The sequence below is a fragment of the Nitratireductor aquibiodomus genome, assembly GCF_900105565.1.
GTDB lineage: Bacteria > Pseudomonadota > Alphaproteobacteria > Rhizobiales > Rhizobiaceae > Nitratireductor > Nitratireductor aquibiodomus.
This window is the reverse complement of the sequence record NZ_FNSL01000001.1, coordinates 1,793,624-1,818,009: the sequence shown is the minus strand read 5'-3', so window position 1 is coordinate 1,818,009 and position 24,386 is coordinate 1,793,624. Positions and strand designations below refer to the sequence as shown.

The 24,386-nt window shown below is 60.6% G+C and carries 22 protein-coding genes and 1 tRNA gene; 13 read left to right on the top strand and 10 right to left on the bottom strand.

The features are described from left to right. Positions 1-134: 134 nt before the first annotated feature. A complete protein-coding gene (locus tag BLW55_RS08575) occupies positions 135-662 on the top strand; it encodes a putative pterin-binding protein (RefSeq protein WP_007010088.1) in 528 nt (175 codons plus the stop codon). A 44-nt stretch (positions 663-706) separates the two neighbouring features. Then, entirely contained in the window at positions 707-3,103 is a 2,397-nt protein-coding gene (locus BLW55_RS08570; RefSeq protein WP_036539288.1) for a putative bifunctional diguanylate cyclase/phosphodiesterase, read from the top strand. Between the two features lie 37 nt (positions 3,104-3,140). On the opposite strand, the gene BLW55_RS08565 is transcribed toward BLW55_RS08570, so the two are convergent. Both BLW55_RS08565 and BLW55_RS08560 read right to left on the bottom strand, forming a co-directional pair. Next, positions 3,141-4,766 carry an AMP-binding protein gene (locus BLW55_RS08565; protein WP_090328242.1) on the bottom strand — a complete coding sequence of 542 codons (1,626 nt, stop codon included), beginning with the start codon at positions 4,764-4,766 and terminating at the stop codon, positions 3,141-3,143. Between the two features lie 49 nt (positions 4,767-4,815). Next, positions 4,816-4,900 (bottom strand) — tRNA-Leu (locus BLW55_RS08560). A 156-nt stretch (positions 4,901-5,056) separates the two neighbouring features. Here BLW55_RS08560 and BLW55_RS08555 point away from each other — a divergent pair. Both BLW55_RS08555 and BLW55_RS08550 read left to right on the top strand, forming a co-directional pair. Continuing rightward, positions 5,057-5,638 (top strand): YqaA family protein, encoded by a 582-nt coding sequence (locus BLW55_RS08555; RefSeq protein ID WP_090328240.1) that lies wholly within the window; start codon positions 5,057-5,059, stop codon positions 5,636-5,638. Positions 5,639-5,647: 9 nt separating this feature from the next. Next, positions 5,648-6,154 carry a disulfide bond formation protein B gene (locus BLW55_RS08550; protein WP_090328237.1) on the top strand — a complete coding sequence of 169 codons (507 nt, stop codon included), beginning with the start codon at positions 5,648-5,650 and terminating at the stop codon, positions 6,152-6,154. A gap of 53 nt (positions 6,155-6,207) precedes the next feature. Here BLW55_RS08550 and BLW55_RS08545 read toward each other — a convergent pair whose 3' ends face one another. Both BLW55_RS08545 and BLW55_RS08540 read right to left on the bottom strand, forming a co-directional pair. Next, complete coding sequence (locus tag BLW55_RS08545; RefSeq protein ID WP_065818220.1) at positions 6,208-6,765, bottom strand: HNH endonuclease; 558 nt, start codon at positions 6,763-6,765, stop codon at positions 6,208-6,210. Between the two features lie 132 nt (positions 6,766-6,897). Continuing rightward, on the bottom strand, positions 6,898-7,542 hold the full coding sequence (locus tag BLW55_RS08540) for a DNA-3-methyladenine glycosylase family protein (RefSeq protein ID WP_090328234.1): 645 nt from the start codon (positions 7,540-7,542) through the stop codon (positions 6,898-6,900). 88 nt (positions 7,543-7,630) lie between these two features. Between BLW55_RS08540 and gluQRS the strand changes: the two genes are divergently transcribed. Beyond that, on the top strand, positions 7,631-8,533 hold the full coding sequence (gluQRS, locus tag BLW55_RS08535; RefSeq protein ID WP_007008804.1) for a tRNA glutamyl-Q(34) synthetase GluQRS: 903 nt from the start codon (positions 7,631-7,633) through the stop codon (positions 8,531-8,533). Here the strand turns inward: gluQRS and BLW55_RS08530 are convergent. Continuing rightward, positions 8,517-8,807 (bottom strand): hypothetical protein, encoded by a 291-nt coding sequence (locus tag BLW55_RS08530; protein WP_025029214.1) that lies wholly within the window; start codon positions 8,805-8,807, stop codon positions 8,517-8,519. The two genes, gluQRS and BLW55_RS08530, sit on opposite strands and share 17 nt — an antisense overlap. Before the next feature lie 133 nt (positions 8,808-8,940). On the opposite strand from BLW55_RS08530, the gene BLW55_RS08525 reads away from it, so the two are divergent. After that, positions 8,941-9,846, top strand: coding sequence for a DMT family transporter (locus BLW55_RS08525; RefSeq protein WP_090328232.1), 906 nt, complete (start codon positions 8,941-8,943; stop codon positions 9,844-9,846). Here BLW55_RS08525 and BLW55_RS08520 read toward each other — a convergent pair. After that, complete coding sequence (locus BLW55_RS08520) at positions 9,810-10,664, bottom strand: YihY/virulence factor BrkB family protein (RefSeq protein WP_025029216.1); 855 nt, start codon at positions 10,662-10,664, stop codon at positions 9,810-9,812. The genes BLW55_RS08525 and BLW55_RS08520 overlap by 37 nt on opposite strands. Positions 10,665-10,763: 99 nt before the next feature. Between BLW55_RS08520 and BLW55_RS08515 the strand changes: the two genes are divergently transcribed. From BLW55_RS08515 to BLW55_RS08485, 7 genes are all read left to right on the top strand, one after another. Beyond that, a complete protein-coding gene (locus BLW55_RS08515; RefSeq protein ID WP_007008807.1) occupies positions 10,764-11,597 on the top strand; it encodes an SDR family oxidoreductase in 834 nt (277 codons plus the stop codon). Between the two features lie 19 nt (positions 11,598-11,616). Then, positions 11,617-11,817 (top strand): twin transmembrane helix small protein, encoded by a 201-nt coding sequence (locus tag BLW55_RS08510; protein WP_007008808.1) that lies wholly within the window; start codon positions 11,617-11,619, stop codon positions 11,815-11,817. Between the two features lie 8 nt (positions 11,818-11,825). Beyond that, positions 11,826-12,407 (top strand): cob(I)yrinic acid a,c-diamide adenosyltransferase, encoded by a 582-nt coding sequence (locus tag BLW55_RS08505; RefSeq protein ID WP_007008809.1) that lies wholly within the window; start codon positions 11,826-11,828, stop codon positions 12,405-12,407. Between the two features lie 40 nt (positions 12,408-12,447). Continuing rightward, entirely contained in the window at positions 12,448-13,215 is a 768-nt protein-coding gene (locus tag BLW55_RS08500) for a rhomboid family intramembrane serine protease (RefSeq protein ID WP_007008810.1), read from the top strand. A 187-nt stretch (positions 13,216-13,402) separates the two neighbouring features. Beyond that, positions 13,403-14,152 carry an electron transfer flavoprotein subunit beta/FixA family protein gene (locus BLW55_RS08495; protein ID WP_007008811.1) on the top strand — a complete coding sequence of 250 codons (750 nt, stop codon included), beginning with the start codon at positions 13,403-13,405 and terminating at the stop codon, positions 14,150-14,152. Between the two features lie 19 nt (positions 14,153-14,171). After that, a complete protein-coding gene (locus BLW55_RS08490; protein WP_007008812.1) occupies positions 14,172-15,101 on the top strand; it encodes an electron transfer flavoprotein subunit alpha/FixB family protein in 930 nt (309 codons plus the stop codon). 202 nt (positions 15,102-15,303) lie between these two features. After that, positions 15,304-16,185 carry a 3-hydroxybutyryl-CoA dehydrogenase gene (locus BLW55_RS08485; RefSeq protein ID WP_007008813.1) on the top strand — a complete coding sequence of 294 codons (882 nt, stop codon included), beginning with the start codon at positions 15,304-15,306 and terminating at the stop codon, positions 16,183-16,185. Between the two features lie 18 nt (positions 16,186-16,203). Here the strand turns inward: BLW55_RS08485 and BLW55_RS08480 are convergent, their stop codons facing one another. The 4 genes from BLW55_RS08480 to secA all read right to left on the bottom strand — a co-directional run bounded on the left by BLW55_RS08480 (position 16,204) and on the right by secA (position 24,235). Beyond that, entirely contained in the window at positions 16,204-18,489 is a 2,286-nt protein-coding gene (locus tag BLW55_RS08480) for an acyl-CoA dehydrogenase (RefSeq protein WP_090328230.1), read from the bottom strand. 87 nt (positions 18,490-18,576) lie between these two features. Then, positions 18,577-19,842 (bottom strand): GNAT family N-acetyltransferase, encoded by a 1,266-nt coding sequence (locus tag BLW55_RS08475; RefSeq protein WP_090328227.1) that lies wholly within the window; start codon positions 19,840-19,842, stop codon positions 18,577-18,579. Then, complete coding sequence (locus BLW55_RS08470; protein ID WP_177175057.1) at positions 19,839-21,251, bottom strand: lipopolysaccharide biosynthesis protein; 1,413 nt, start codon at positions 21,249-21,251, stop codon at positions 19,839-19,841. The genes BLW55_RS08475 and BLW55_RS08470 overlap by 4 nt, the downstream gene beginning before the upstream one ends. Before the next feature lie 254 nt (positions 21,252-21,505). Continuing rightward, positions 21,506-24,235 (bottom strand): preprotein translocase subunit SecA, encoded by a 2,730-nt coding sequence (gene secA / locus BLW55_RS08465; RefSeq protein WP_090328224.1) that lies wholly within the window; start codon positions 24,233-24,235, stop codon positions 21,506-21,508. Positions 24,236-24,386 lie beyond the last annotated feature (151 nt).

The window sequence follows — 24,386 nt, the reverse complement described above, 5'->3', positions numbered from 1 at the left end:
GCTTTGGCACTGGCTGCGGAGCGTGTCAATCATCAGCAGCGTCTGTGTCGAGTGGCCGCGCCGTTAACCTGTTGTTGGTTAGCCGGCACTATTGTGGACTGCGTTGGAGTTTACGCCACTAAAGAGGCTGAAAAATGCACAATAAAAAGCTCGTGGGAGGTTGGGTTGCGACGGCGACGTTGCTGCTCTTCTCGTTTATTGTCCCCGCTTTCGCACAGGACGCTACTCTGCAGAAGCCGCAGGGGGATGTCATCCTGACGATTGACGGCAACATCGGCGCAACCAATGGCGATGGTGTTGCCGATTTCGATCTCGCAATGCTTGAGGCCCTGAAATCCGCAAAGATCCGGACAAGCACCCCTTGGTTCGATGACGCGGTCGAATTCGAAGGGGCTCTCCTTTCCGAATTGATGACCCTGGTCAAGGCCGATGGCGACGAACTGGTTGTGACGGCACTCAACGACTATCAGGCGCCGGTTCCGATCGCGGATTTCGCCGAGCACGGCACCATTCTCGCGTATAAGCGGGACGGGAGTTACATGCCGATTAGCGATAAGGGGCCTTTGTTCATCGTGTATCCATATGATTCCGACCCGGAACTGAACACGCAGAAGTATTTCTCGCGTTCTGTATGGCAGGTTCGACGCTTTACCGTTCGGTAAGCGTCTGACAGGCCTTGCCCATGTCGGACCTGGAGACAAGAAAAATGAGGCGCCGCACGGCATCGCGCGTGGTGCAGATGGTGCTGTCCGTCGGCATGATCGCGCTTGCCGTTGCGGCGCTTTACATCTCTGTCCTGGTCTTTCAGCGTCAGGAAGCGCTAACGCAGATATTCCGCTACAACATCGCCTATAGCGCGAGCCAGGGCATGAATGAGCTCTTGCGCTTTCGCCAGAGGCTCACCGCGATGCTGGTCGAACCTCCACAGGCCAGCAGGCAGGACGTGGAACTGCGGTATCAGATCCTGATGAGCAGGCTCAGTCTGTTCGAGCAGGGCGAGTTCATAAACTTTGTCTCCGTGGTGCCCGAAAACAGGGAAACGGTTGATCAACTGGCTTCGGCAGTGCAGCAGATCGGCACGTTTATCGGCGAGATTGACAGGCCCGAGAACGCGCAAATCGCGCTTGATCTCACGGCGCCGCTGGAAAGCAAGATGGTTGCTCTTGCTTCCAAGGCCAATGAATATGGTGCGACAGCTCAGGCAAAGGATCAGGGGGAGCTTCTGAGGCTCCACTGGCTGTTCTCGGCGCTGGCACTTTCGCTTGTCATAACCGGGTTTGTGTTCATAGCCATGCTGAGATGGCAGCACCGGCTGCAGATCAGTGTTCAGCAACGGCTCAAGGCAACCAATGAAGACCTGCTGCGCACCAGTGCGGAACTGAGCGAAAGCGCGCAGGCCGCCCGTCGCGCCAACGATGAACTGATCACCCAGAACCTGCTGTTCAACACGGCCCTGAACAATATGTCCCACGGCCTGTGCATGTTCGATGCACAAGGACGGCTTATCGTCAGCAACCAGAAAATGGAAAGCATCTACGGGCTGACACAGGAGCAGCTCCGGCTCGGCACCTCTCTGCACCAGCTTATCGGCGACATGGTGGAGGCTGGTGCCAGCGGGGAAGACGAGGCAGAACAAGTCGCGCAACTGCAATCGAGGCTGATCGAGCAGAATCGCTCCGATACGCTGACGCAGGAACTGCGCGATGGGCGGACGATCCTGATTTCGCATCAGCCCATGCGCGGCGGCGGCTGGGTTGCAACTTATGAGGACATCACCGAACGCCACAAGGCGCAGGCTCAGGTCGCCTACATGGCGCGCCACGATACGCTTACCGATCTGCCAAACCGTCTGATGATGCGCGAGCAACTGGAGGAAATCCTTGCCAGCAGCAATGAACGCGGTCTCTCAACGGCGGTAATGTGCGTCGACCTCGACAACTTCAAGAGCATCAACGACACGCTCGGGCACCCCGTCGGCGACGCTTTGCTTCGTGCGGTGGCTGGTCGCATTCGAAACACCGTGCGTGAGACGGATGCGGTGGCGCGTCTCGGCGGTGACGAATTCGTCGTCGTTCAGGGAAATGTCGAGAAGCCGGAACAGGCGAGCAGCCTCGCCAAGCGGCTGATCGATGCGCTCGACGATCCCTACATAATCGAGGGGCATCAGGTGCTTACCGGAGCGAGTGTCGGTATTGCCGTTGCCGACCCTGACCATGAGGCCGCGGACGATCTTCTGATGCAGGCCGATGTGGCCCTTTATCAGGCGAAAGGGGACGGCCGAGGCGTATTCCGCTTCTATGAAGAGGGCATGAACAAGCGTCTGCAGCGGCGCAGGGCACTTGAGGCCGAGCTTCGCTCTGCCAATCTGGACGAGCAGTTCCACCTGGTGTTCCAGCCGATCATCGGGCTGGGAACAAACAAGGTCACGACTTTCGAAGCCCTGTTGCGGTGGACGCATCCCGTTCACGGGCCTGTCTCTCCGGACGAGTTCATCGGGATCGCAGAAGATACGGGTGCCATCGTTCAACTGGGCGAATGGGTGCTGCGACAGGTCTGCATGGAGATGAAGTCGCTGCCTGACGACATCAGCATTGCCGCCAACCTGTCTCCCATGCAGTTCAAGCGGGATGACATTGTCGAGACCGTTGCGCGCGTTCTTGTGGAAACCGATACACCGGCAAACCGGCTGGAGCTGGAGATCACGGAAACACTTCTGCTTGAAGACAACCGGAAACTGCATGCGGATTTGCGGCGTTTGCGGCAGCTTGGCACTCGGATATCGCTCGACGATTTCGGTACTGGCTATTCATCGCTCAGCTACCTGCAGAAATTTGCCTTCGACAAGGTCAAGATCGACCGTCTTTTCATCAAGGAAATCACCAAGAGCGCGGACCAGGCAGCCATCGTTCAGACCATCGTCAATCTGGCTTTTACGCTTGGCATGACCACCGTCGTGGAGGGTGTCGAGATGGAGGAGCAGTTGCGCATCATTCGCGCGATGGGATGCGACGAGGCGCAGGGCAATCTCTTCAGCAAGCCCATCCTTGCCAGAGACATCCCCGGCTTCCTCGACGAGCACAAGCGCAGACGCTACGCAGCCTGACTGCCGATGCCGGTGTTGTGACGCCAGACGTGCCGGCCTATTCGCTTCTCGCGCGTTCCCGGAATATGCGGCGGATCACCTTGCCGGTCGTCGTTAACGGCATGGATTCGACGAAGGCGATCTCACGGGGGTATTCGTGGGCCGAGAGGCGCTCGCGGACCCACAGGCGAATTTCTTCCGCCAGCGCTTCGCTGGGTTCCGTTCCTTCACGAAGAACAATGTAGGCCTTTACGATCTCCGTGCGCACGGGATCAGGCTTGCCGACGGCTGCAGCGAGAGCGACCTTGGGGTGGCCGGTCAGGCAGTCCTCGATCTCGGTCGGTCCGATACGGTACCCGGCCGAGGTGATGACATCGTCATCGCGCCCGACGAAGTGGATATAGCCTTCCCCGTCACGGATGCCCTGGTCGCCCGTGGTCATCCAGTCGCCGATGAATTTATCGCGGGTTGCCGCTTCGTTTTCCCAGTATCCGAGGAACATCACGGGATCGGGCCGCAGGACGGCAATGTCGCCGGGCTCGCCGACGCGCGCGGGGTTGCCTTCACCATTGATGACCGCAACGCGGTGGCCGGGAACGGGAAGGCCGATGGCGCCGGGCTTGCCGACTTTCAGTGCATGACAGGAAGAGAGGACCAGATTGCATTCGGTCTGGCCGTAGAACTCGTTGATGTGAAGGCCCAGTTCGCCCCGCGCCCACTCGAATGTTTCGCGGCCGAGGGCTTCTCCACCAGAGCCTATGGTGCGTAATGAAAGATCGAACCGCTTCTGGATCCCCGATACCGCCTTCAGCATACGTAGCGCCGTCGGCGGGATGAAAGCGTTGCGTACCTTCATCTTTTCCATGAGGCCGAGCGCCGTTTCGGGGTCGAATTTCTCAAACCGTCCGGCGACGACCGTTGTTCCGAGATAAAGCCCGGGTAAGAGAACGTTGAGAAGGCCACCCGCCCAGGCCCAGTCGGCGGGTGTCCATAAGAGGTCGCGGTCCTGCGGTAGGAACTCGTGGTGAAACTGCACGCCAGGCAGGTGTCCGAGCAGAACCCTGTGCCCGTGCAGAGCGCCTTTGGGTGGACCTGTCGTGCCGGACGTGAAGATCATCATAGCCGGATCGTCGGGGCCAGTGTCGGCCGGCGTGAAACGGCCGTGATTGTCGGCGACGATCCTGTGAAAATCGAGCGCCCCCGCCCCGGCGCCATCGACGCAGACCGCGAGCTTCAGCGCCGGCAGGCGGTCGCGGATATGCGCGACCTTTGCAAGGCCGCTCCCCGTGGTGATGACGGCTGCCGCGCCCGCCGTAAAAAGCCTGTATTCGAGGGCCTCCGCGCCGAAGAGGAGGGCGAGCGGCACGGCCACCGCCCCAAGCTTGTAGATCGCGGCATGGGCGATTGCGGTCTCGAATGACTGCGGCAACAGCAGCGCCACCCGGTCCCCCCGCCCCAGTCCTGCCCTGGCAAATCCCGAGGCGAGCGCGTCCGACCGCGCGGCGAAGTCACCATAGGTCAGCGTTGCGGGGTTGCCGTCGGGGCGGTGTTCAAGGAGGGCAATGCGATCGGGGGCGCGCGCAGCCCATGCGTTTGAGATGGCGGTCCCGATGTTGAAGGTCTTGGGAATGTTCCAGCGGAACCCGTCGTAAAGCTGCCGATAGCTCTCGCGCCGTTCAAGCATTGCCGTGCCAATCCTCCCCCTGTCCCGCACCACGATGCTCCGGGGAAAGTGGTGCCCCTGGCCGGGATCGAACCAGCACTCCTTGCGGAACTCGATTTTGAGTCGAGCGCGTCTACCAATTCCGCCACAGGGGCCCGCCGCGAACGGCCGGACAGGTGCGGACTATACGGGGAAGCGGGCTTCCGTCAACACTTCGCATGGCAAATCGTCAGACCTGCCACGTCTTTCACCATCGCCGTTGCGTCGGAGCGCTGCAGCGGCTAGACAAAACCGCTCATCGAGGACCCTCCATGCTTCGCAAACTTTATGACTGGACCATGTCGCTCGCTGCCACACGGCATGCGGAAAAGGCCCTGGGTTCCGTGTCTTTCATCGAGAGTTCGGTGTTTCCCATTCCGCCGGACGTTCTCTTGATCCCCATGGTCCTGTCCGAGCGTGCTAGATGGCTGCGCTATGCATTCATCTGCACCATAAGCTCCGTTCTTGGCGCGCTTCTCGGCTACGCGATCGGGGCTTTTCTTTACGAGACCGTCGGGCAGCCGATCCTGGCCTTCTATGGCAAGGAGAATGCATTTGAGCAGGTGGCCGGCTGGTACAATGAATGGGGTGGCTGGGGTGTGCTTTTCGCTGCGGTCACACCGTTTCCCTACAAGGTGCTGACGATCTTTTCGGGCGCCACCGGGCTCAATCTCCTGGTCTTCGTCGTCGTCTCGGTGATCGGGCGGGGCATGCGCTTCTTCCTCGTTTCCTGGCTGCTCTATAGGTTCGGCGCCCCGATCCGGGTGTTCATTGAGAAGAACCTTGGCCTTCTTTTCACCCTTTTCATGGTTTTGCTGATCGGCGGTTTCGTTGCCATCCGATACGTTTTCTAGAGGCCCTTCATGTCCCTTACCGCTCCCACCGGTGTTACCCAGACCCTGAGCGCCGGACTGCTTGTTGTCGGCCTGGCTGTAACCGTGGGCATAGCGCTCGGTTTCGAGCATATCGGAGGGTACATTCCGTGCATGCTGTGTCTTGAGCAGCGCACGCCCTATTATATCGGTGTGCCGCTGATGCTGCTTGCACTCCTGGCTTCATGGCTGAAAGCGCCGCCGCCTGTCACCCGGGGACTGCTGCTCGTCGGCGCCGCGCTGATGCTCTATGGCATGGCCCTTGGCATTTATCATTCGGGCGTCGAATGGAAATGGTGGGAAGGTCCGGCCGACTGCGGCGCCGGTGCGGCCGGCCAGAACCTGGGCGGCAATCTGCTCGACCAGCTTAACGCGGTGATCCCGCCATCATGCAGTGAGGCCGCGGGGCGTTTCCTGGGGCTTTCATTTGCCGGCTGGAACGTTCTCGCGAGCGCCCTGTGGGCGTTCATCGCCCTGCGGGCGGCCTTCAAACGCTAGAGCATCGGACCGAATATCGCTCCGTTCATCCGCTTGAAGCAGCGACCGGCGCGTTACGGCTCCAGCTCGACATCCCAGTAGAGGTAATCCATCCAGCTTTCATGCAGATAGTTGGGTGGAAAAAGGCGCCCATTGTTGTGCAGGTCGTGCACGGTGGGGCGATAGGGTTTTTGCTGCGGCCACATCTTTGCGCGGGCGGGCATGACACCGCCCTTTTTCAAATTGCAGGGCGAGCAGGCCGCGACCACATTTTCCCAGGAGGTAACGCCGCCAAGACGGCGGGGAATGACATGGTCGAAGGTCAGGTCTTCGCGAGTGCCGCAATACTGGCACTGGAAACGGTCGCGCAGGAACACGTTGAAACGTGTAAAGGCGGGGTAGCGCGACGGTTTTACATAGGTTTTCAGGCTGATAACGCTCGGCAGTCTCATCGCAAATGAGGGGGACGAGACCTGCTGGTCGTATTCGGCAACAATGTTGACCCGGTCGAGGAAGACTGCCTTGATGGCATCCTGCCACGACCACAGTGACAAGGGATAGTAACTGAGCGGTCTGTAGTCCGCATTCAGCACCAGAGCAGGCATGCTGTCTGGCGAAGCCGCGATCGTCACGTCCTTGAAGCTCCTTCAACTGGCCAAGTCGATCGATGCGGATACTGTAAGCCTGCCGTGACAGGAATGTGAAGCGCATATTTTGCTTTATGACACGTCAAACATCTGGATTTTCGCAGTTTTTTACTCCCGTCAGGGCAACGGAGCCGCTTCTGCGCCCTTCATCTCACGATAATAGGCCCAAAACAGGCGTGCTGCGACGGCCCGAAGCGGCGACCATGATTCGGCCAGACCCGCGAGGCTCTTTGCATCGGGCCGCTCAGGCAACCCAAGGGCGTCCGCCACGGCCGCCTGCAGGGCCACATCGCCGGATGGAAACACATCGGGATGACCGGCGGAGACAAGAAGATAGACCTGCGCTGTCCAGGGGCCGATCCCGTGGATCGCCGTCAGGCTGGTGATGGCCTCACCGGCGTCGCGTGCGCACAGGGTCTCAAGGTTGAAACCATCTTCCACGATCGCCCGAGCGAGTGCCAGGACTGTGCGCTGCTTGGCGCGCGACAGGCCAGCGGCGATCAGCGGTTGCTCGCCCGCAGCAAGAATGGCATCGGGCGTGAGCGGATTGATAAGCCCGATCAGCCGGGCTTCGATGGCATTGGCACTGGCACGCGAAACCTGCTGCGACAGGATGATGGAAACAAGGCTTGCAAAGCCGGGCGCGCTGCGCCTCAGAGGAATGTCGCCGGCGCAGTCGCGCACGGCCTGAAGGCGGGCATCGATTGCAACCAGAGCCTCGAGTGCCTGCAGGATGTCCGCGTCCGTGTCTATGCGTTTCATTGGGTTGGTGTGGCCTGTTCTTGCCGAGCGCAGAAGAAAGCCGTAGCAATCGTCACATGCCGACCGCAACCCGATTCACGCATCACTCATGACACGCCCGGTCTTCCGGTTCGCACCGAGCCCGAATGGCCAGCTTCATCTGGGTCACGCTTATTCGGCGCTTTTGAACCAGCAAATGGCGCGGGAGACGGGAGGGCGCTTCCTGTTGCGCATGGAAGATATCGACGTGACCCGCTGCACGCCCGAACTGGAGCGTGGCGTGCTGCGCGACCTCGTGTGGCTTGGCCTTCAATGGGAGCAGCCGGTGCGCCGACAGTCGGATCATTTTGACGATTACCGTGCGGCTCTTGAAAGGCTGATCGACGCGGACCTTGTCTATCCGGCCTTCATGAGCCGGGGGGAGGTGCGGGCGCGCATCACCGAGTACGAGGCGGGTGGCGAGCGCTGGCCGCGCGACCCGGATGGTGCGCCGGTCTATCCCGGGAAAGACCGCCATATGAGTGCACGGGAGCGCCGGGCGCTGATCGATGAGGGCGCGCCCTTTGCATGGCGACTCGACATGGCCTCGGCCATCGACCATGTCGGGAACACGCTCGACTGGAACGAGGCAGGGCAGGGGCCGGAAGGGGAAACGGGCCGTGTGCGGGCAATGCCGGACAGCTGGGGTGACGTCGTGATCGCGCGAAAGGAAATCCCGGCAAGCTATCATCTATCGGTGGTGGTCGACGATGCGCTGCAGGGCGTCACGCATGTAGTGCGTGGGCGCGATCTTTTCCACGCGACTGCCGTGCATCGTGTGCTTCAGGAACTGCTGGGTCTGTCGGTGCCGCAATATCATCATCATGACCTTGTTCTGGACGATGATGGCCGCAAACTCTCCAAGAGCCGGGGCGATACAAGCCTTGCCGCGTTGCGCGAGAGCGGTGCGACGCCGGGTGACATAGCTCGGATGATTGGCGCTCCTGCGCCTGACCCTAGCTCAGCCGTCTGAGAACCGCCTTGACGATGACAAGGACAAGGAGCGCTGCAAAAGCGCCGCCAAGGCCGGCGGTTCCTCCTTCAGTAAGGCTCGAAAACCGAACTCCCCGCTGGTTCGCCAGATAGATGGTGCCGAAGAATGCGGCGGTGATGATCATGGCATTGCCCATCGCGCCGAACCCGTCGTCCTTCATGGCGGCGTCGAGACCGAGCGAGAGAATGTAGGCAATCATCGTGACGGCGACGAGCGCGAAAATCAGCCAACTCGTATCCAGTTTCATCAGCATGTGCGCATCCCCCGGCGGCGCCTTGGATCACTTTCATTGATCCTACGATGGAAATGTTTCGCTTTCCTTGCCGGGGGTGAGGCTGATAAAGCCGCGGTTGATCACCGCGCCGTCGTATTCAGGGACACATCCGATGAACGATTTCACAAGGGCGATCCCGGCCCTGTTCGTCCTGCTCTGGGCGACCGGTTTCATCGGTGCGCGCTACGCAATGCCGTGGGCCGAGCCCTTCACCTTTTTGTGGGTGCGTTGCGCCCTGACTTTTGGTGTCCTGCTGCTGATCATTCCGATGGTGAATGCGAAGGCAATCGGCCCGCGTAACGCGTTTCATGCTGCAGTAGCGGGTGTGCTGATGCACGGGGTCTATCTGGGCGGCGTCTTCTGGGCGGTGCGCCATGGGTTGCCGGCGGGGTTCGTCGGGCTCATCGTGGGACTTCAGCCCATGCTGACGGCGGTGATCGCGGGACTGTTCCTGGGAGAGAAGGTGACCGGAAAGCACTGGCTTGGTCTCCTCGTCGGACTGGTTGGCGTTGTTACGGTCCTTTCACCGAAATTCGGCTCCATCAGCGGCGGCGTGACAGTGGCGACAATTGGCGCGGCTGTTGTGGCGGTGATCGCCATGAGCGTCGGTACCGTCTGGCAAAAACGCTTTGTTGCGACCGCCGATCTCGTGACCGTCACGCTCTATCAATATGTCGGTGGCTGGGCGGTGACGTTCCTCGTTTCGCTGCTGATCGAGACACAGGAGTTCGTGCTCAACGGTGAACTGGTCTTCGCCATGACGTGGCTGGTGTTCGTGCTTTCGCTGGGCGCGATCTTCCTGTTGATGATCCTCATTCGAGAAGGCGAGGTGGCACGGGTCGCTTCGCTCTTCTATCTCGTGCCGGCGGTGACGGCGCTTATGGCATGGTTCCTCTTTAATGAGACCCTGACGCCGGTGCAGCTTGTTGGCATGGCCATCACGACGTTCGGCGTGGCCCTTGCCACCCGCCGTACGCCGCGTCAGCCGGCTCCGGCCACGGCGCGCGCTTCCCGGTAGCGCTTGATTGAGGCATTCAGTTCTCCGCCGAGAATGAACACGGCCGAGATGATGTAGAGAAACACCACCGCGATCATGATCGATGCGAGGCCGGCATAGGTGCTTGCGTAGCTGCCGAAGCGCCCGAGATAGGCGGCGAAAAGGCTCGATCCGATGAATGATCCGAAAAGCGTGAAGACGACGCCCGGCAGCACATCCCAGAGACTGCGTCGGCCGGCGGGCAGCCAGAGGTGGACCGAGATCAGGGCGAGTATAAGCACGGTCAGTGCGATGACGTAGCGCCAGAAGGTGATGGTGCCGACATAGGGGGCGATCCATTCGAGATTGCTGGCGGCGATGCGCAGCGCCACCGGTGCGATGACAAGCAGAAGGCTGATCGCAAGAAAGCCAAGCGTTGCGACGAGCACGAAAAACAGGCTTTGCGCACGCAGGCGGAAGATCGAGCGCTTCTCACTGACCCGATAGGCGCGGTTGAGGGACAGACGCAGCGCCTCCACGCCATTGGAGGCGAACACACCGGCCAGCACGACACCGAAGGTCAAAACATCGCTGCGGCGCACGCCAAGCACATTGTGGACTTCCCGCGCAATTGGCTCTGCGACCTCTTTCGGCCACGTATCGAATATGAGGTCGACGGCCTGCTGTGAAAATGCGTCTGCGCCAAGAAAGCTTGCCAGCGCGGTGGCGAATATGAGGAATGGAAACAGGGCCATCAGCGCCGAAATGGCAACGTGACTGGCCATGGCCCAGCCGTCATCGGTGTTGAAGTGCCCGAGCGCATCGCCGATGATGCGTCTGGTGGCTTTCAGTCCGCGCACGGTTCTTCCCTTCGCTGTTCTCGATGCTTCTTCTTGTTGTTTCACATCGGCCAATATGTGAAACCGTGACACTTATAGACAAGTGCTGACAGGAAATTCATGGGCACGGATCGCACGATTCTGATCACCGGCGCTTCCTCCGGTATAGGTGCATGGTGTGCTGGCGCGCTACGCAGGGACGGCTGGCGTGTGTTTGCAACGGTGCGGCGGACGGAGGACCGGGCGCTCCTTGAACAGGAAGGTATCGAGCCGTTCTATCTCGATTATGCGGAGCCCGAATCAATCGCCGCGCTTGTGGAGAACGTGCTGGAGCGCACTGGCGGCTCACTCGATGCACTTTTCAACAATGGCGCCTACGCTCAGGCCGGCGCCGTCGAGGATCTTCCGGTGGAAGCGCTTCGCCACCAGTTCGAGGTCAATGTTTTCGGCTGGCACGATCTCACACAGCGCCTGGTTCCGGTGATGCGGCGGCAGGGGCATGGACGCATCGTTCATTGCTCCTCGATCCTGGGCCTCATCCCCATCAAATACCGCGGTGCCTACGCGGCCTCGAAACATGCGCTCGAAGGCCTGATGCTGTGCCAGCGTGCCGAGCTTGAGGGCTCGGGCATCCACGTTTCCCTGATTGAACCGGGACCCATCGAGTCCAAAATCGCCAGCAATGGGCTCCCATGGTTCGAGCGCTACATCGACCATGAAAACTCCGTACATAGGGAGGCCTACAAGGCGCAGCTCGCCCGCCTGCGGCAGGGTGGCGTGAAATCACGATTCAAGCTCGGGCCGGAGGCGGTTTATGCGCGGCTTTCTCATGCGCTCCTTTCCCCGCGCCCAAGGCCGCACTATGTGGTAACCACACCGGCGCGTATCGGTGTCGCATTGAAACGGCTCCTTCCGGCGCGCATGTTGTACCGTTTCCTGTCGAACCAGGGCTGAAACCGAGAAGAAAGCCGCCATGTCCACAGTCTTCAACATTCTCTCCATCCTTGTGATGATGGCGGTCGTGATCGTCCTCATCCGCGGTCTCATGAACATGATGCGCGGAGGTTCGGCCAACACGTCGAACAAGCTCATGCAGGCCCGGGTCATTCTACAGGCGGTCGCCATCGTCTTCGTCGTGCTTGCGCTCTACTATGCGCGTTCAAAGGGTGGCTGAGCGATCTCGTGGTCAAGCTGAACAAGATCTATACCCGCACGGGTGATGACGGGACGACGGGTCTCGGCTCGCGTGAGCGCCGCCTGAAGTCCGATCTCAGGGTCACGTCCTATGGCACTGTCGATGAGGCGAACGCCTGTATCGGCATGGCGCGTGTTCATCTGGCGGAAACGGAGCCGCGCATCGATGCGATGCTTGCGCGCATCCAGAACGATCTCTTCGATCTGGGAGCCGATCTCGCCACGCCGGATACCGGCGGGGTGCTGGAATACGAGCCCCTGCGGATCGTGCAGAGCCAGGTTGAGCGGCTGGAAGCGGATATCGATGCATTGAACGCCGGGCTGGCGCCGCTGCGGTCGTTCGTCCTGCCCGGTGGCAAACCGGCCGCGGCTGCGCTGCATCTCGCGCGCACCGTTTCACGGCGCGCCGAGCGCCTGATGGTGGAACTGCGGAACGTCGAAGGCGAAATCGTCAGCGATGCTGCGATGCGTTATATCAATCGCGTCTCCGACTTCCTGTTCGTTGCCTCACGCGCCGTGAATGACAACGGCGCGCTCGACGTGCTATGGGTGCCCGGGCAGAACCGCTGAGATATTCGGGCCGGGATCGGGGCCCGCAAAGAGGGCTCCGATGTTCATACCGCTGTACGATGCCAACAGCCTGCGGCACATAAAACGGCAATATGTCACGCTGGCAATCATTGCGGTCAACGTGATTGCCTATCTGGTGACAGCGGTGGGGGGCACGGATTTCGCATTCGCCGCCGCGCTCGGTCTTGGTTATATCCCCTCCGTCTCCAACGATCTGGCGGTGCTGCCGCCGGAGCTCGATCTGGTTCCGGAGCCGCTGACCTACATCACCTATTCGTTCCTGCATGGCGACCTGATGCATCTGGGTGGCAATATGCTGTTTCTGTGGGTGTTCGGCGACAATGTGGAAGACGCGCTGGGGCATTTCCGATACCTGATCTTCTATCTCGCCTGCGCTGTTGCTGGCGCCTATGTGCATGGTTTCATTGCGCCGGATTCCAATGCTCCGCTCATTGGCGCGTCCGGTTCCATCGCGGGCATCGTCGCTGCCTATCTGATCCTGCATCCAAGAGTGAAAGTCTGGGTGCTGGCATTTGCGCGCATTCCCATTCGCATCCCCGCCTTCATTCTTCTCGCTCTCTGGATCGGATTTCAGTTTCTGATGCTGGTGATCGATACGGAGAATCAGGTTTCCTGGGCCGCTCATGCGGGCGGTATTCTGGCTGGGGCTGTTCTGGTGTTCATCCTGAAGCGCGGCGATGTCCCCCTTTTCGACCGGCGGCTGGAAAAACCGCGTGCGGTGGAGCTTGAAAAACCAGATGCCACTCGCCCGCTTGAAACCGAACAACCGCGCTGGGGGCGACAATAGGGCATTTCTGCATATTGACGTGAACGTCAGGCCTCTCTACGGTCCCGCCAACTCCGGCAGCACGCCGCATGAGGGGGAGGAGGAGTGTTCTGAATTTCCCTGCACATGTCGGCATTCAGCCAACCGGCGGGTCCATCTGCTGGTATCCAGCATCAGAACCGAAGTCCACCATGGAAGGTGATTGCGCATGAAAGTCCTTGTTCCGGTCAAGCGGGTCATCGACGCCAATGTGAAGCCCCGCGTGAAGGCGGATGGCTCTGGTGTCGAGCTGACGAACGTCAAGATGGCGATGAACCCGTTTTGTGAAATTGCGGTCGAAGAAGCGATCCGCATGAAGGAAGCCGGCAAGGTCGAAGAAATCGTCGCCGTTTCGATTGGCCCGGACAAGGCGCAGGAAACGCTGCGCACCGCGCTCGCCATGGGCGCTGACCGTGCAATCCTCGTCAAGACAGACGATGCGGTCGAGCCGCTCGACGTTGCGAAGATCCTCAAGGGCGTGGCCGATGAAGAGAAGCCGGAGATCGTGATCCTCGGCAAGCAGGCCATCGATGACGATTCCAACCAGACCGGCCAGATGCTCGCGGCCCTGCTCGGCTGGAGCCAGGGCACCTTCGCGTCGGATGTGGAGCTTGCCGACGGCAAGGCCAGGGTCACCCGCGAGGTCGACGGTGGTCTGCAGGTGGTCGAACTGAAGCTGCCGGCCATCGTGACTACGGACCTGCGCCTGAACGAACCGCGCTACGCTTCTCTGCCGAACATCATGAAGGCCAAGAAGAAGCCGCTCGACACCAAGGCGCCGGGCGATTACGGCGTCGAGGTGAAGGCGCGGCTGAAGGTGCTCAAGACCGAGGAACCGGCGGGCCGGAAGGCAGGCATCAAGGTGGGCTCGGTGGCCGAACTGGTCGATAAGCTCAAAAACGAAGCCGGCGTGCTTTAAGCGGAGAGGGAGAGACAAGATGGCCATTCTTCTGGTTGCCGAACACGACAACGAAACCCTTTCCGACCAGACCGCCAAGGCGCTCGCCGCCGCGAGCCAGATCGGCTCCGATGTGGACGTCCTGGTCGCCGGCAAGGGGGCGAAAGCCGCCGCCGATGCCGCTGCGAAGCTCGCCGGCGTGCGCAAGGTGCTAGTCGCGGAAAGCGATGCGCTTGCGGAACGCCTTGCCGAACCGCTTGCCGATCTCGTGGTTTCGCTGGCTGATGGGTACGACACATTCGTCGCCCCTGCGACGACCACCGGCAAGAACGTGATGCCGCGCGTGGCGGCCCTTCTGGATGTTATGCAGGTGTCCGACGTGATCGAAGTGGTCGATGCAAAGACCTTCAAGCGTCCCATCTATGCCGGCAATGCGATCCAGACCGTTGAAGCAACCGACGCCAAGCGCGTTGTCACCGTCCGCACGGCCTCTTTCCAGGCGGCGGGCGAGGGTGGTTCGGCTGCGGTGGAGAGCGTCGACGCTCCTGCCGAGGCCGGGCTCTCGTCATTCGTGGAAAACCGCATCGCTGAAAGCGACCGGCCGGAGCTGACCTCGGCCAGGATCATCATTTCGGGCGGCCGTGCGCTGGGCTCGGAAGAGAAATTCAACGAGGTCATCCTGCCTGTTGCCGACAAGCTGGGCGCCGCTGTTGGTGCTTCGCGTGCGGCGGTCGACGCGGGCTATGCTCCCAACGACTGGCAGGTCGGCCAGACAGGCAAGGTGGTCGCGCCCGATCTCTACATCGCCTGCGGCATTTCCGGAGCGATCCAGCATTTGGCCGGAATGAAGGACTCCAAGGTGATCGTTGCGATCAACAAGGATGAAGAAGCCCCGATCTTCCAGGTCGCCGATTACGGCCTGGTTGCAGACCTTTTCGACGTGCTGCCGGAGCTCGAAAAGGCGCTTTAAGTCAAACAAGAACACCGGAATCTCAGGCAACAGCCCCGCTTTCGAGCGGGGCTTTTTTTGGTCTCATTCAAAGGCGGCGGTGCCGGACGAATGTCGGGGAAGGATTTTGACCGCGGGGGTAGACGCCATTGCGCCTCCCATTTAGTTTGCAGCGCAACAACAGTGACGAAAGATGCGCATCGCATCTCACGGGGTTTTCGACATGACTGGAAAGATTGGGAAAGTGGGTGTGATCGGCGCGGGTCAGATGGGCAGTGGAATTGCCCATGTCGCCGCACTGGCAGGCTATAACGTAAAGCTCTACGATCTTTCCGCCGAGCGGATCGAGGCGGGCATCGCGACTATTTCCGGCAACATGGCGCGCCAGGTTTCGTCAGGGAAACTCGAGGATAAGGTTCGTCAGGACGCACTGGCGCGCATCGCACCGGCCACCACCATGGAAGCGCTTGCCGACATGGACCTCGTGATCGAGGCGGCTACCGAGGATGAAACGGTCAAGCGCAAGATTTTTGCGCAGCTCTGTCCGGTGCTCAATCCGGAAGCCATCGTCGCCACCAACACCTCGTCGATCTCCATCACGCGCCTTGCCGCGCAGACCGACCGGGCCGAGCGCTTTATCGGCATTCACTTCATGAACCCGGTTCCGGTGATGAAGCTGGTGGAACTCGTGCGCGGCATAGCCACCGAGGACGATACGTTCGAGAAGGCGAGGGGCTTTGTTGAAAGCCTCGAAAAGACGATCACGGTCGCCGAGGACTTTCCCGCCTTCATCGTAAACCGCATCCTTTTACCGATGATCAACGAGGCGATCTACACGCTCTACGAGGGCGTCGGCACCGTGGAAGCCATCGACACGGCGATGAAACTTGGCGCCAACCACCCGATGGGTCCGCTGCAGCTTGCCGATTTCATCGGGCTCGACACCTGCCTGTCTATCATGCAGGTGCTCTATGAGGGATTGGCGGACTCCAAGTACCGTCCTTGCCCGCTGCTGGTGAAATATGTCGAGGCAGGCTGGCTTGGTCGCAAGACGGGGCGCGGCTTCTACGATTATCGCGGCGAGACGCCTGTCCCGACGCGTTAACGCCGGCTCGCTCCGGCTCTATTCAGCGGCCTGCCGCTGCGGTGTTTTGCGCCGCGTGGCAGGCTTTTTTGTTTTGTGCTGCGCGGCCGTTGCCGAAATCTCCTCCATGGGGAAGGCGTCGACAGCGATAACCTTTTCTACGGCTTCCCGCGCTTCGCGCAGCTGTGTGAATTCGGCATCGCTGATGAGGTCCATATCGTGGGCCTCCTGTGCGTCGTTGATGTTCTTGGCCCGCATCTTCTTTTTGATCGGGGCGGCGTCGACGACAAGCTGGAAAGCGCGTTCCAGGTCCTTGAGCGGGTGTGCGTCATGCCCCTGCCCGAGATAGAGGTCCGGCGTCAGCCGCTCCCGTTGCTCCGATGGTTTCAGCAGGATTTCGGCAAGCCTTGTGATGAGCCTGTCCGAAGGCGCCGGGTTGGGAACGCCCGCAGGAAACGCGATCAGGCGCACCAGCCAAGCAGCCGGCCGCGCGGGAAGATTGTCGAGAACACCACGGAAGGCAATGCCGATGCGTGCTTCACCAGCCTGCATGAGGTAATCGACGATTGGTTTGTCCTCAGCGAAACGCCCCTCGCTTTCATAGCGTTTGAGAACGGCCCCCAGAAGATAGAGTTCAGCGAGGATATCGCCCAGTCGTGCCGAGAGCATCTCTCTGCGCTTGAGCGACCCGCCAAGTGTCAGCAACGCGAAGTCCGACAGCAGCGCGAAGGCGGCCGAATGGCGCGAGAGCGTTTTCCAGTGGTGGGGCATTGCCGCACCTTTTGGCGCAGGGCTGAGGAAACCGCCCGTCCAGCCGCGCAGGAAGGCGCGACCGGCGGTCTTGAAAGCATGGCCGACATGCTTCCAGAAGGTTTCGTCGAATAGATCGAGCCCTTCCTCCCTGTCCTCGTGTGAGAGCGCCAGAAGTTCTTCCAGCATATAGGGGTGGGAGCGAATTGCACCCTGACCGAAAATCATCAGATTTCGGGTGAGGATGTTGGCGCCCTCCACGGTGATGCCGACCGGCACCGCGCGATAGGCCGCTCCCATGTAGTTGCTCGGTCCGTCTATGATTGCCTTGCCGCCGTGAATGTCCATGGCATGCTCGACGGAACGGCGCATGCGCTCTGTTGCGTGATACTTCATGATGGCCGAAATGACCGAGGGCTTGTGGCCCTCGTCCAGCGCCGCAAGTGTCGTACGCCGTGCGGCGTCGATGAGATAGGCATTGCCGCACAGCTCGGCCAGCGGCTCCTGAATGCCCTCAAACATGCCGATTGGCACGTTGAACTGCGTGCGTACCCGGGCATAGGCGCCGGTGGCGCGTGCGCACATGGCGGCGGATGCGGCCGACTGCGAGGGAAGCGAGATGCTGCGCCCGGCAGCGAGCGCCGTCATCAGCATGGTCCAGCCCTGACCGATCTGCTTCTCGCCACCGAGAATGTGGTCGAGCGGCACGAAGACATCCTCGCCATAGAGCGGTCCGTTCTGGAAGAAGGTGAACTGCGGAATATGCCGATCGCCGTGACGCACGCCCTTTGTGCTGGTTGGCAGCAGCGCGACGGTGATGCCCAGATCCTCGCCGCGACCCAGATGATTCTCCGGATCCTGCATCTTGAAGGCGAGACCCATCACGGTGGCCACGGGCCCGAGCGTGATGTAGCGCTTGTGGAAGTTGAGGCGAAGGCCAAGCACCTTCTTGCCCTTCCAGGTGCCGTATTCCACCACGCCGGTGTCTGTCATGGCTGCGGCATCGGAGCCGGCATGCGGGGAGGTGAGGCCGAAGCAGGGGATTTCGCGCCCGTCGGCCAGCCGCGGTAGCCAGTGCTTGCGCTGCGCGTCGGTGCCGAAATGCATGAGCAGTTCGCCCGGACCGAGCGAGTTGGGCACCATGACCGTCACGCCGGCGACGATGCTGGCGGAGGAGAGCGTGCGCACCACCTCCGAATGGGCGGTGTTGGAGAAGCCGAGGCCGCCAAATTCTTTCGGTATGATCATGCCGAAGAATTTGTTCTTGCGCATGAAATCCCATACGGCGGGTGAAAGGTCGCGGTCTCGCCAGTTGAGCGTCCAGTCCTCGACCATGGCGCAGAGCTGGCGCACCGGACCATCCATGAAGGCCTGTTCCTCTTCGGAAAGGCGCGCCGGCGGCATGGCCAGAAACTGCTCCCAGTCGGGGTTTCCGGTGAAAAGTTCGCCGTCCCACCATACCGTTCCTGCATCGATCGCCTCCCGTTCCGTCTCCGAAATCGGCGGCATGATCTTGCGGGCCCAGTTGTAGATGGGCTTCGAAACGCGGTCTCGGCGAAAGGTCTTGAAACGCATGGCCGGCCTCCAGTGTTGTGGCAATATATCAGGCTTGCCCCTGTGAGGCGAACGGGTGGCGCTGCGGGATGGTTCCCGTCTGTCGGTTCAGCCGCGCAGGCGGTTTCGCAGAATGCGCAGACGATTGCGCACGCGGCGCGCGAGGCCTAGCTGGGCCGCTGCCTTGCGAACATGGCGATCCGCATCCGGGGTGAGCCCGACCACCATCGTTCCCAATGGGCGGCGTTCGCCCCACAGACGGCTCATCACCGGGTGATCGGGCACGGCGCAGGAGTCCGTCATGACAATGTTCGGGTCATCGAGATGGGTTTTCGTGACCTCGATCATGAGGAGCGTGCCTGGAGAATATGTGGCGAAGGCTTCGTCATAGGCCGTTTTCCACGTGTAGGCCGTGCCGTTCTCAATGAAGACGATCAGGCAGGCGATGACCGTATCGTCGAGCGTCAGCATGTGGATGCGGCACATGTCGCGTTCACACAGCCGGTGAACCGCCTCGCGGGCAAAGGCAGCCCGATAGCGGTCGATCGCCATGGCCGAGCGCTCGCGCCCCTTCCAGCCGGACGCTTCGAGCGTGAGAAAGGCCTCGATGCCATGCCGCACTTCGTCCGGGTGGCGGGCGATTTTGTACTCGAGATTGCCCAGTTCTCCGAGACGCCGCTTGAGGCGCCGGAACTCGCGATAGTGATGCGCGCGCAGCGAATCGCGCAGATATGTGTCGCCGTCCAATGCGCTTTCGAGGGTCGGGCGCTCGACCCGGTTGGTGATCTGGAGGGGCAGGTTGCGTGCGTCCACCACCGTGCGCAGGATCGCAGCAAAGGCCCCGTCGAGGCCGACATCCGGGAGGACGAAAACCCCGGGAAGATCAAGATGCGGGCGGGCCAGCATGGCGAAGAAGTCTTCTATCACGCCGGCCGGATCGTCGTAGTCGACGAGCGGTGTGCCGAGCGGGCCGAATGGATTGGCCCAGGTGCGCAGAACGGGGACGCTGAAGGGCAGAACCGGGCGCTCGACGGTGAAGGGCACGAGAAGGCGCAGACGGCTGCGGTCCTCCGTTCCGTCACGAATTACGGCAAGCCGGACTTCGCGGTCTTCCAGCCGCGGCATGGCCGGTGCCAGGAACCGGGGGTTGAAGAAGATGTTCGTCTCGATCGAGCGCGCTGCCAGATAATCCAGCTCATCCACGAGTTCGAAGCCAGCTGACGCCGGATAGACGGCGAGCTTGCGTTTTTGATCTTCTGTGCTCAGAGAAGCAAGACGATCCGTATCGGGTTCGAGCGTCGCGTCGCGAGACTGATCGCTCCCAGTGCCCACCGCGCCGCCGCTTGTCTCTTCAAGGAGAGGGGGGATACTCAAGGGGTGGACTCCTTTCGAATGCCTGGAAGAAAGACCAGCATGCGGATGCCAAGCTTCTGCCAGGCCGTGAATGAAAGCGTGGCTGCTTCGAAAAGAATGGCGATACCCGTGGCGATCGCTGCGCCCCACAGGCCGTATAGCGGTATCAGGATCATGTTGAGCCCGATATTGATACCAAGTGTGACGGCATAGATGGCGGCGCAGATCTTCTGGTGGCCGCTCATGGTGAGCAGGCTTTCCGCGGGCCCGACAGCGGCGCGGGCGACGACACAGGAAACGAGCAGGAAGAGGAGAGGATAGCCGACGGTAAAACCGCTGCCGAAAAGCATTAGCATCGGTTTGCCGATAACGAGCACGACAACACCCATGGCGAGCGATGGCCAGAAGGTCCAGCTGACGGTTTCCGCAGCGAAGGCCGCAAGCCCGCTGCGATCTCCACCATGCATATAGGCCGAATAGCGCTGTGCAACGCTCGCCTTCACCGCGAAATAGACGAAATGCACCAATGCCAGTGTCTTCACGGTGGCAAAATAGACGGCCACGTCGGTTGGAGCCATATAGCGCCCGACCATGAGGACGTCCGCATTGGTGAGCAGGAAATAGAAGCTTTCGACGAGGAAAATCGGCAGTGACACACTCACCCAGTGCTTCATCGCAAAGCGGGGTTTGACGGCGGGCAGGTTTCTGTCGACGCGGGTGGTGATGCTTACGAACTGTATGAGCGTCGTGACGTAAGTTGCAATGATGGCCGTGACGATGGCGGTTTTCGCGTCGGGCGCGTAGCCCGTCAGAACGGCTATCGCCATGAATAGCAGAATGAGCACGGGGCGTATGAAATAGGCCGGCAGCAGCGCCCAGATAACCCATGCATTGGCGCGTGAAACACCCTGCAGCAGGTCGCTGAGCGCCAGCATCGGCAGGCAGATCAGGCCGAGATAGAAGGGTACGATGTAGTAGGATTCGATAACAGGCTCGAGGAAACGAAGCCCCACAAGACCAGCAAGCATGAAAAGCGTCGACGTGCCGAGCACGAAAAGCCTGCCGGCAATATTCACGCCGCGCAGTTCCGCAGCGTCCCCTTTTGTCCGGTATTCGGGGATGAAGCGGATGATTGCCGTGTGAAAGCCGAGGCAGGAAATATTGCCGAGGATGATCATCGTCACCCAGACGAGCACATAGATGCCGTATTCGAAACCGCCCATCCAGCGCGCCAGAAACACCTGGCTGAAGAAGGCGATCACGGCGTTGATGATGCGGATGGCAAAGGCGATGAGCGCGTTGCGGCCCGCCTCTCCGCGTGCATCGCGGGCGCTGAACAGGCTGTCGACTTTTGAAAGCCATGGACGCGCGCGCTCGGCAAGCTGCGTCGGCAGCAAGCGATCACCGGTTGCCGTGGCTGAAAAACGCACCACCCCACTCCTCTCAAGACAGCTGCTGCCCGCTTTAACGCAAACTGTTTAAGAATAAAGAAAGGCCCACTCCTAATGCATGTCGCTTTCAAATGAATTCATTTGAAAGACAACGAACATGCATCATTTAAAAGTGTTACAGCGTCCTTTGCGCGTCTTGTAAGACGCGCGGCGCTGTAGCCGGCTTTCGAGTGCACAGACAAAAAAAAGCCGGGCGTAACCCGGCTTTTGACTACATTTCCTGTGTAGTTGCCTCAGGCGAAAGCGCCGTGGCAGTGCTTGTATTTCTTGCCGGAACCGCAGGGGCATGCCTCATTGCGGCCGACCTTGCCCCAGGTCGTGGGATCGTTCGGGTCGCGTTCCTCCGCAGGTACGACACTGCTTTCGCTGCGTGCAAGGGTCATCGTGTCGCCACCGGCAAATTCATCCTCGCCTGTGGAACCATCTATATGATGAGCCTGCATGTCGGGTGCTTCAGGCGGCGGGGCATCGGCGGCCTCGCGGACCAGTTCGACACGCATGAGCTGCGAAGTGACCACCTGACGCAGATTGCTCAACATGGCCTGAAACAGCTCGAAGGCTTCGGTCTTGTATTCGTTGAGAGGATCACGCTGGGCGTAGCCGCGGAAGCCGACAACCGAGCGCAGATGATCGAGATTGACCAGATGCTCGCGCCACAGATGGTCGAGGGTCTGCAGGAGGATGGACTTCTCGACATAAGTCATGATGTCGGGCCCGAAGCGCTCTGCGCGATCTTTCGCGGCAGCCTCTGTCGCCTCGGTGATACGCTCGCGGATGTCGTCCTCGGCAATGCCCTCTTCCTGCGCCCATTCCTCGATGGGCAGATCCAGGTTGAGCGAGGCCTGCACGGCCTCACGGAGCTCTTTGGTCTCCCATTGCTCGGCATAGGCCTTCTCGGGGATATGCCGGGCCACCAGATCGTCGACCGTATCCTGGCGCATTTCGGCGACCGTTTCGGAAAGGTTCTCGCCGTCCATGAGTTCGATGCGCTGCTCGAAGACGACCTTGCGCTGGTCGTTCATCACGTCGTCGAACTTGAGCAGGTTCTTGCGGATGTCGAAGTTGCGCGCCTCGACCTTCTTCTGCGCCTTTTCAAGCGCCTTGTTGATCCAGGGATGGACGATGGCTTCGTCTTCCTTGAGACCGAGTTTCTGCAGCATCCCGTCCATCCGGTCGGAGCCGAAGATGCGCATCAGATCGTCCTGAAGCGACAGGAAGAACTTCGAACGGCCGGGATCGCCCTGACGGCCTGAACGTCCGCGCAACTGATTGTCGATGCGGCGGCTTTCATGGCGTTCCGTCGCCAGAACATAGAGGCCGCCTGCGGCGAGCGCCTGCTCCTTCAGTTTTTTCACATCCTCGCGGATGGCCTGCTCTTTCGCATCACGCTCCGGGCCGGCTTCCATGTCGCCCAGTTCTTCGGCAATCCGCATGTCCGGGTTGCCGCCGAGCTGGATGTCGGTGCCGCGGCCGGCCATGTTGGTGGCGATTGTGATCGCACCGGGCTTGCCTGCCTGCGCAACAATGAAGGCCTCGCGCTCGTGATGGCGGGCATTCAGCACCTCGAAATCCTTGACGCCTTCCTGGCGCAGGCGTTCGGCGAGGAACTCGGATTTCTCGATCGAGGTCGTGCCGACGAGGATCGGCTGCCCCTTGGCGCTGGCTTCCTTGATTTCCCGGACGATGGCCTTGAACTTCTCTTCGACGGTCCGGTAGACCTCGTCGTCTTCGTCAAGGCGCTGGATCGGCAGGTTTGTGGGGATCTCGATGACTTCGAGGCCGTAAATATTGCCGAACTCCTCCGCTTCCGTCGATGCCGTGCCGGTCATCCCGGCCAGCTTGTCGTACATGCGGAAATAGTTCTGGAAGGTGATCGAGGCGAGCGTCTGGTTTTCCGGCTGGATCGCCACATTTTCCTTGGCTTCGAGCGACTGGTGGAGGCCTTCGGAGAAGCGGCGGCCGGGCATCATGCGGCCGGTGAACTCGTCAATGATGACGATCTCGCCATTGCGGACGATGTAATCCTTGTCGCGCTGGAACAGCTTGTGGGCCTTGAGCGCATTGTTGAGGTGGTGGACGATGGCGACATTCTCGATGTCGTAAAGCGAATCACCTTTGAACAGGCCGGCTTCGCGCAGCATGTTCTCCATCTTTTCCGTGCCTTCTTCCGTGAAGGTCGCGGTGCGCTGCTTCTCGTCGACTTCGTAATCGTCTTCTACGAGATGCGGAATGAAGGTGTCGATCTTGTTGTAAAGTTCGGAGCGGTCGTCCAGCGGACCGGAAATGATGAGTGGCGTGCGCGCCTCGTCGATAAGGATCGAGTCCACCTCATCGACGATGGCGAAGGAATGTCCGCGCTGCACCATCTGGTCGCGCTCATACTTCATGTTATCGCGCAGATAATCGAAGCCAAGCTCGTTGTTGGTGCCGTAAGTGACGTCGCAGGCATAAGCCGCACGGCGTTCCTCATCCGACATGCCGTGCACGATGACGCCCGTCGTCAGGCCGAGGAAGCCATAGAGCCGCGCCATCCACTCGGAGTCGCGCTTGGCAAGGTAATCGTTCACCGTCACCACATGCACGCCCTTACCAGACAATGCGTTGAGATAGACGGGAAGCGTGGCAACCAGCGTCTTGCCTTCACCGGTCTTCATCTCGGCGATGCAGCCATCATGGAGCACCATGCCGCCGATGAGCTGTACGTCGAAGGGGCGCATGCCCAAAGCACGCTGCGAAGCCTCTCGCGCCACCGCAAAGGCAGGAACAAGAATGTCGTCGAGCGATTTTCCTGCGGCAAGTTCCTTGCGGAACTCTTCGGTTTTTCCGCGCAATGCCTCGTCGGACAGCGCCTTCATTTCGTCTTCGAGCGCGTTGATCGCGGCGACGCGCGGGCGAAAACCCTTGACGCGGCGATCGTTTGAGGAGCCGAAAACCTTGCGGGCGAGACCGCCGAGACTGACCATCCAGTGGTCCTTTCACTTCCTGACAGACGGCACGTATGGAGCGGGGTTCAAACCCCGCTCGTGCCGAGCGAGAGCAATTATATAACAATCAACGCCCGGAAAACGGTTCTGGACGCAGGACATCAGGACAGATAAGAGGGGCCAAGAGTGA

What these genes read in the sequence shown, in the direction of transcription:
- BLW55_RS08515 (WP_007008807.1), top strand. Translation starts at nt 10,764, where the DNA reads ATGGGCACGGATCGCACGATTCTGATCACCGGCGCTTCCTCCGGTATA.
- BLW55_RS08540 (WP_090328234.1), bottom strand. Translation starts at nt 7,542, where the DNA reads ATGAAACGCATAGACACGGACGCGGACATCCTGCAGGCACTCGAGGCT.
- BLW55_RS08550 (WP_090328237.1), top strand. Translation starts at nt 5,648, where the DNA reads ATGTCCCTTACCGCTCCCACCGGTGTTACCCAGACCCTGAGCGCCGGA.
- BLW55_RS08530 (WP_025029214.1), bottom strand. Translation starts at nt 8,807, where the DNA reads ATGCTGATGAAACTGGATACGAGTTGGCTGATTTTCGCGCTCGTCGCC.
- BLW55_RS08565 (WP_090328242.1), bottom strand. Translation starts at nt 4,766, where the DNA reads ATGCTTGAACGGCGCGAGAGCTATCGGCAGCTTTACGACGGGTTCCGC.
- BLW55_RS08490 (WP_007008812.1), top strand. Translation starts at nt 14,172, where the DNA reads ATGGCCATTCTTCTGGTTGCCGAACACGACAACGAAACCCTTTCCGAC.
- BLW55_RS08525 (WP_090328232.1), top strand. Translation starts at nt 8,941, where the DNA reads ATGAACGATTTCACAAGGGCGATCCCGGCCCTGTTCGTCCTGCTCTGG.
- BLW55_RS08480 (WP_090328230.1), bottom strand. Translation starts at nt 18,489, where the DNA reads ATGCGTTTCAAGACCTTTCGCCGAGACCGCGTTTCGAAGCCCATCTAC.
- BLW55_RS08575 (WP_007010088.1), top strand. Translation starts at nt 135, where the DNA reads ATGCACAATAAAAAGCTCGTGGGAGGTTGGGTTGCGACGGCGACGTTG.
- BLW55_RS08510 (WP_007008808.1), top strand. Translation starts at nt 11,617, where the DNA reads ATGTCCACAGTCTTCAACATTCTCTCCATCCTTGTGATGATGGCGGTC.
- BLW55_RS08500 (WP_007008810.1), top strand. Translation starts at nt 12,448, where the DNA reads ATGTTCATACCGCTGTACGATGCCAACAGCCTGCGGCACATAAAACGG.
- BLW55_RS08555 (WP_090328240.1), top strand. Translation starts at nt 5,057, where the DNA reads ATGCTTCGCAAACTTTATGACTGGACCATGTCGCTCGCTGCCACACGG.
- secA (WP_090328224.1), bottom strand. Translation starts at nt 24,235, where the DNA reads ATGGTCAGTCTCGGCGGTCTCGCCCGCAAGGTTTTCGGCTCCTCAAAC.
- BLW55_RS08570 (WP_036539288.1), top strand. Translation starts at nt 707, where the DNA reads ATGAGGCGCCGCACGGCATCGCGCGTGGTGCAGATGGTGCTGTCCGTC.
- BLW55_RS08485 (WP_007008813.1), top strand. Translation starts at nt 15,304, where the DNA reads ATGACTGGAAAGATTGGGAAAGTGGGTGTGATCGGCGCGGGTCAGATG.
- gluQRS (WP_007008804.1), top strand. Translation starts at nt 7,631, where the DNA reads ATGACACGCCCGGTCTTCCGGTTCGCACCGAGCCCGAATGGCCAGCTT.
- BLW55_RS08495 (WP_007008811.1), top strand. Translation starts at nt 13,403, where the DNA reads ATGAAAGTCCTTGTTCCGGTCAAGCGGGTCATCGACGCCAATGTGAAG.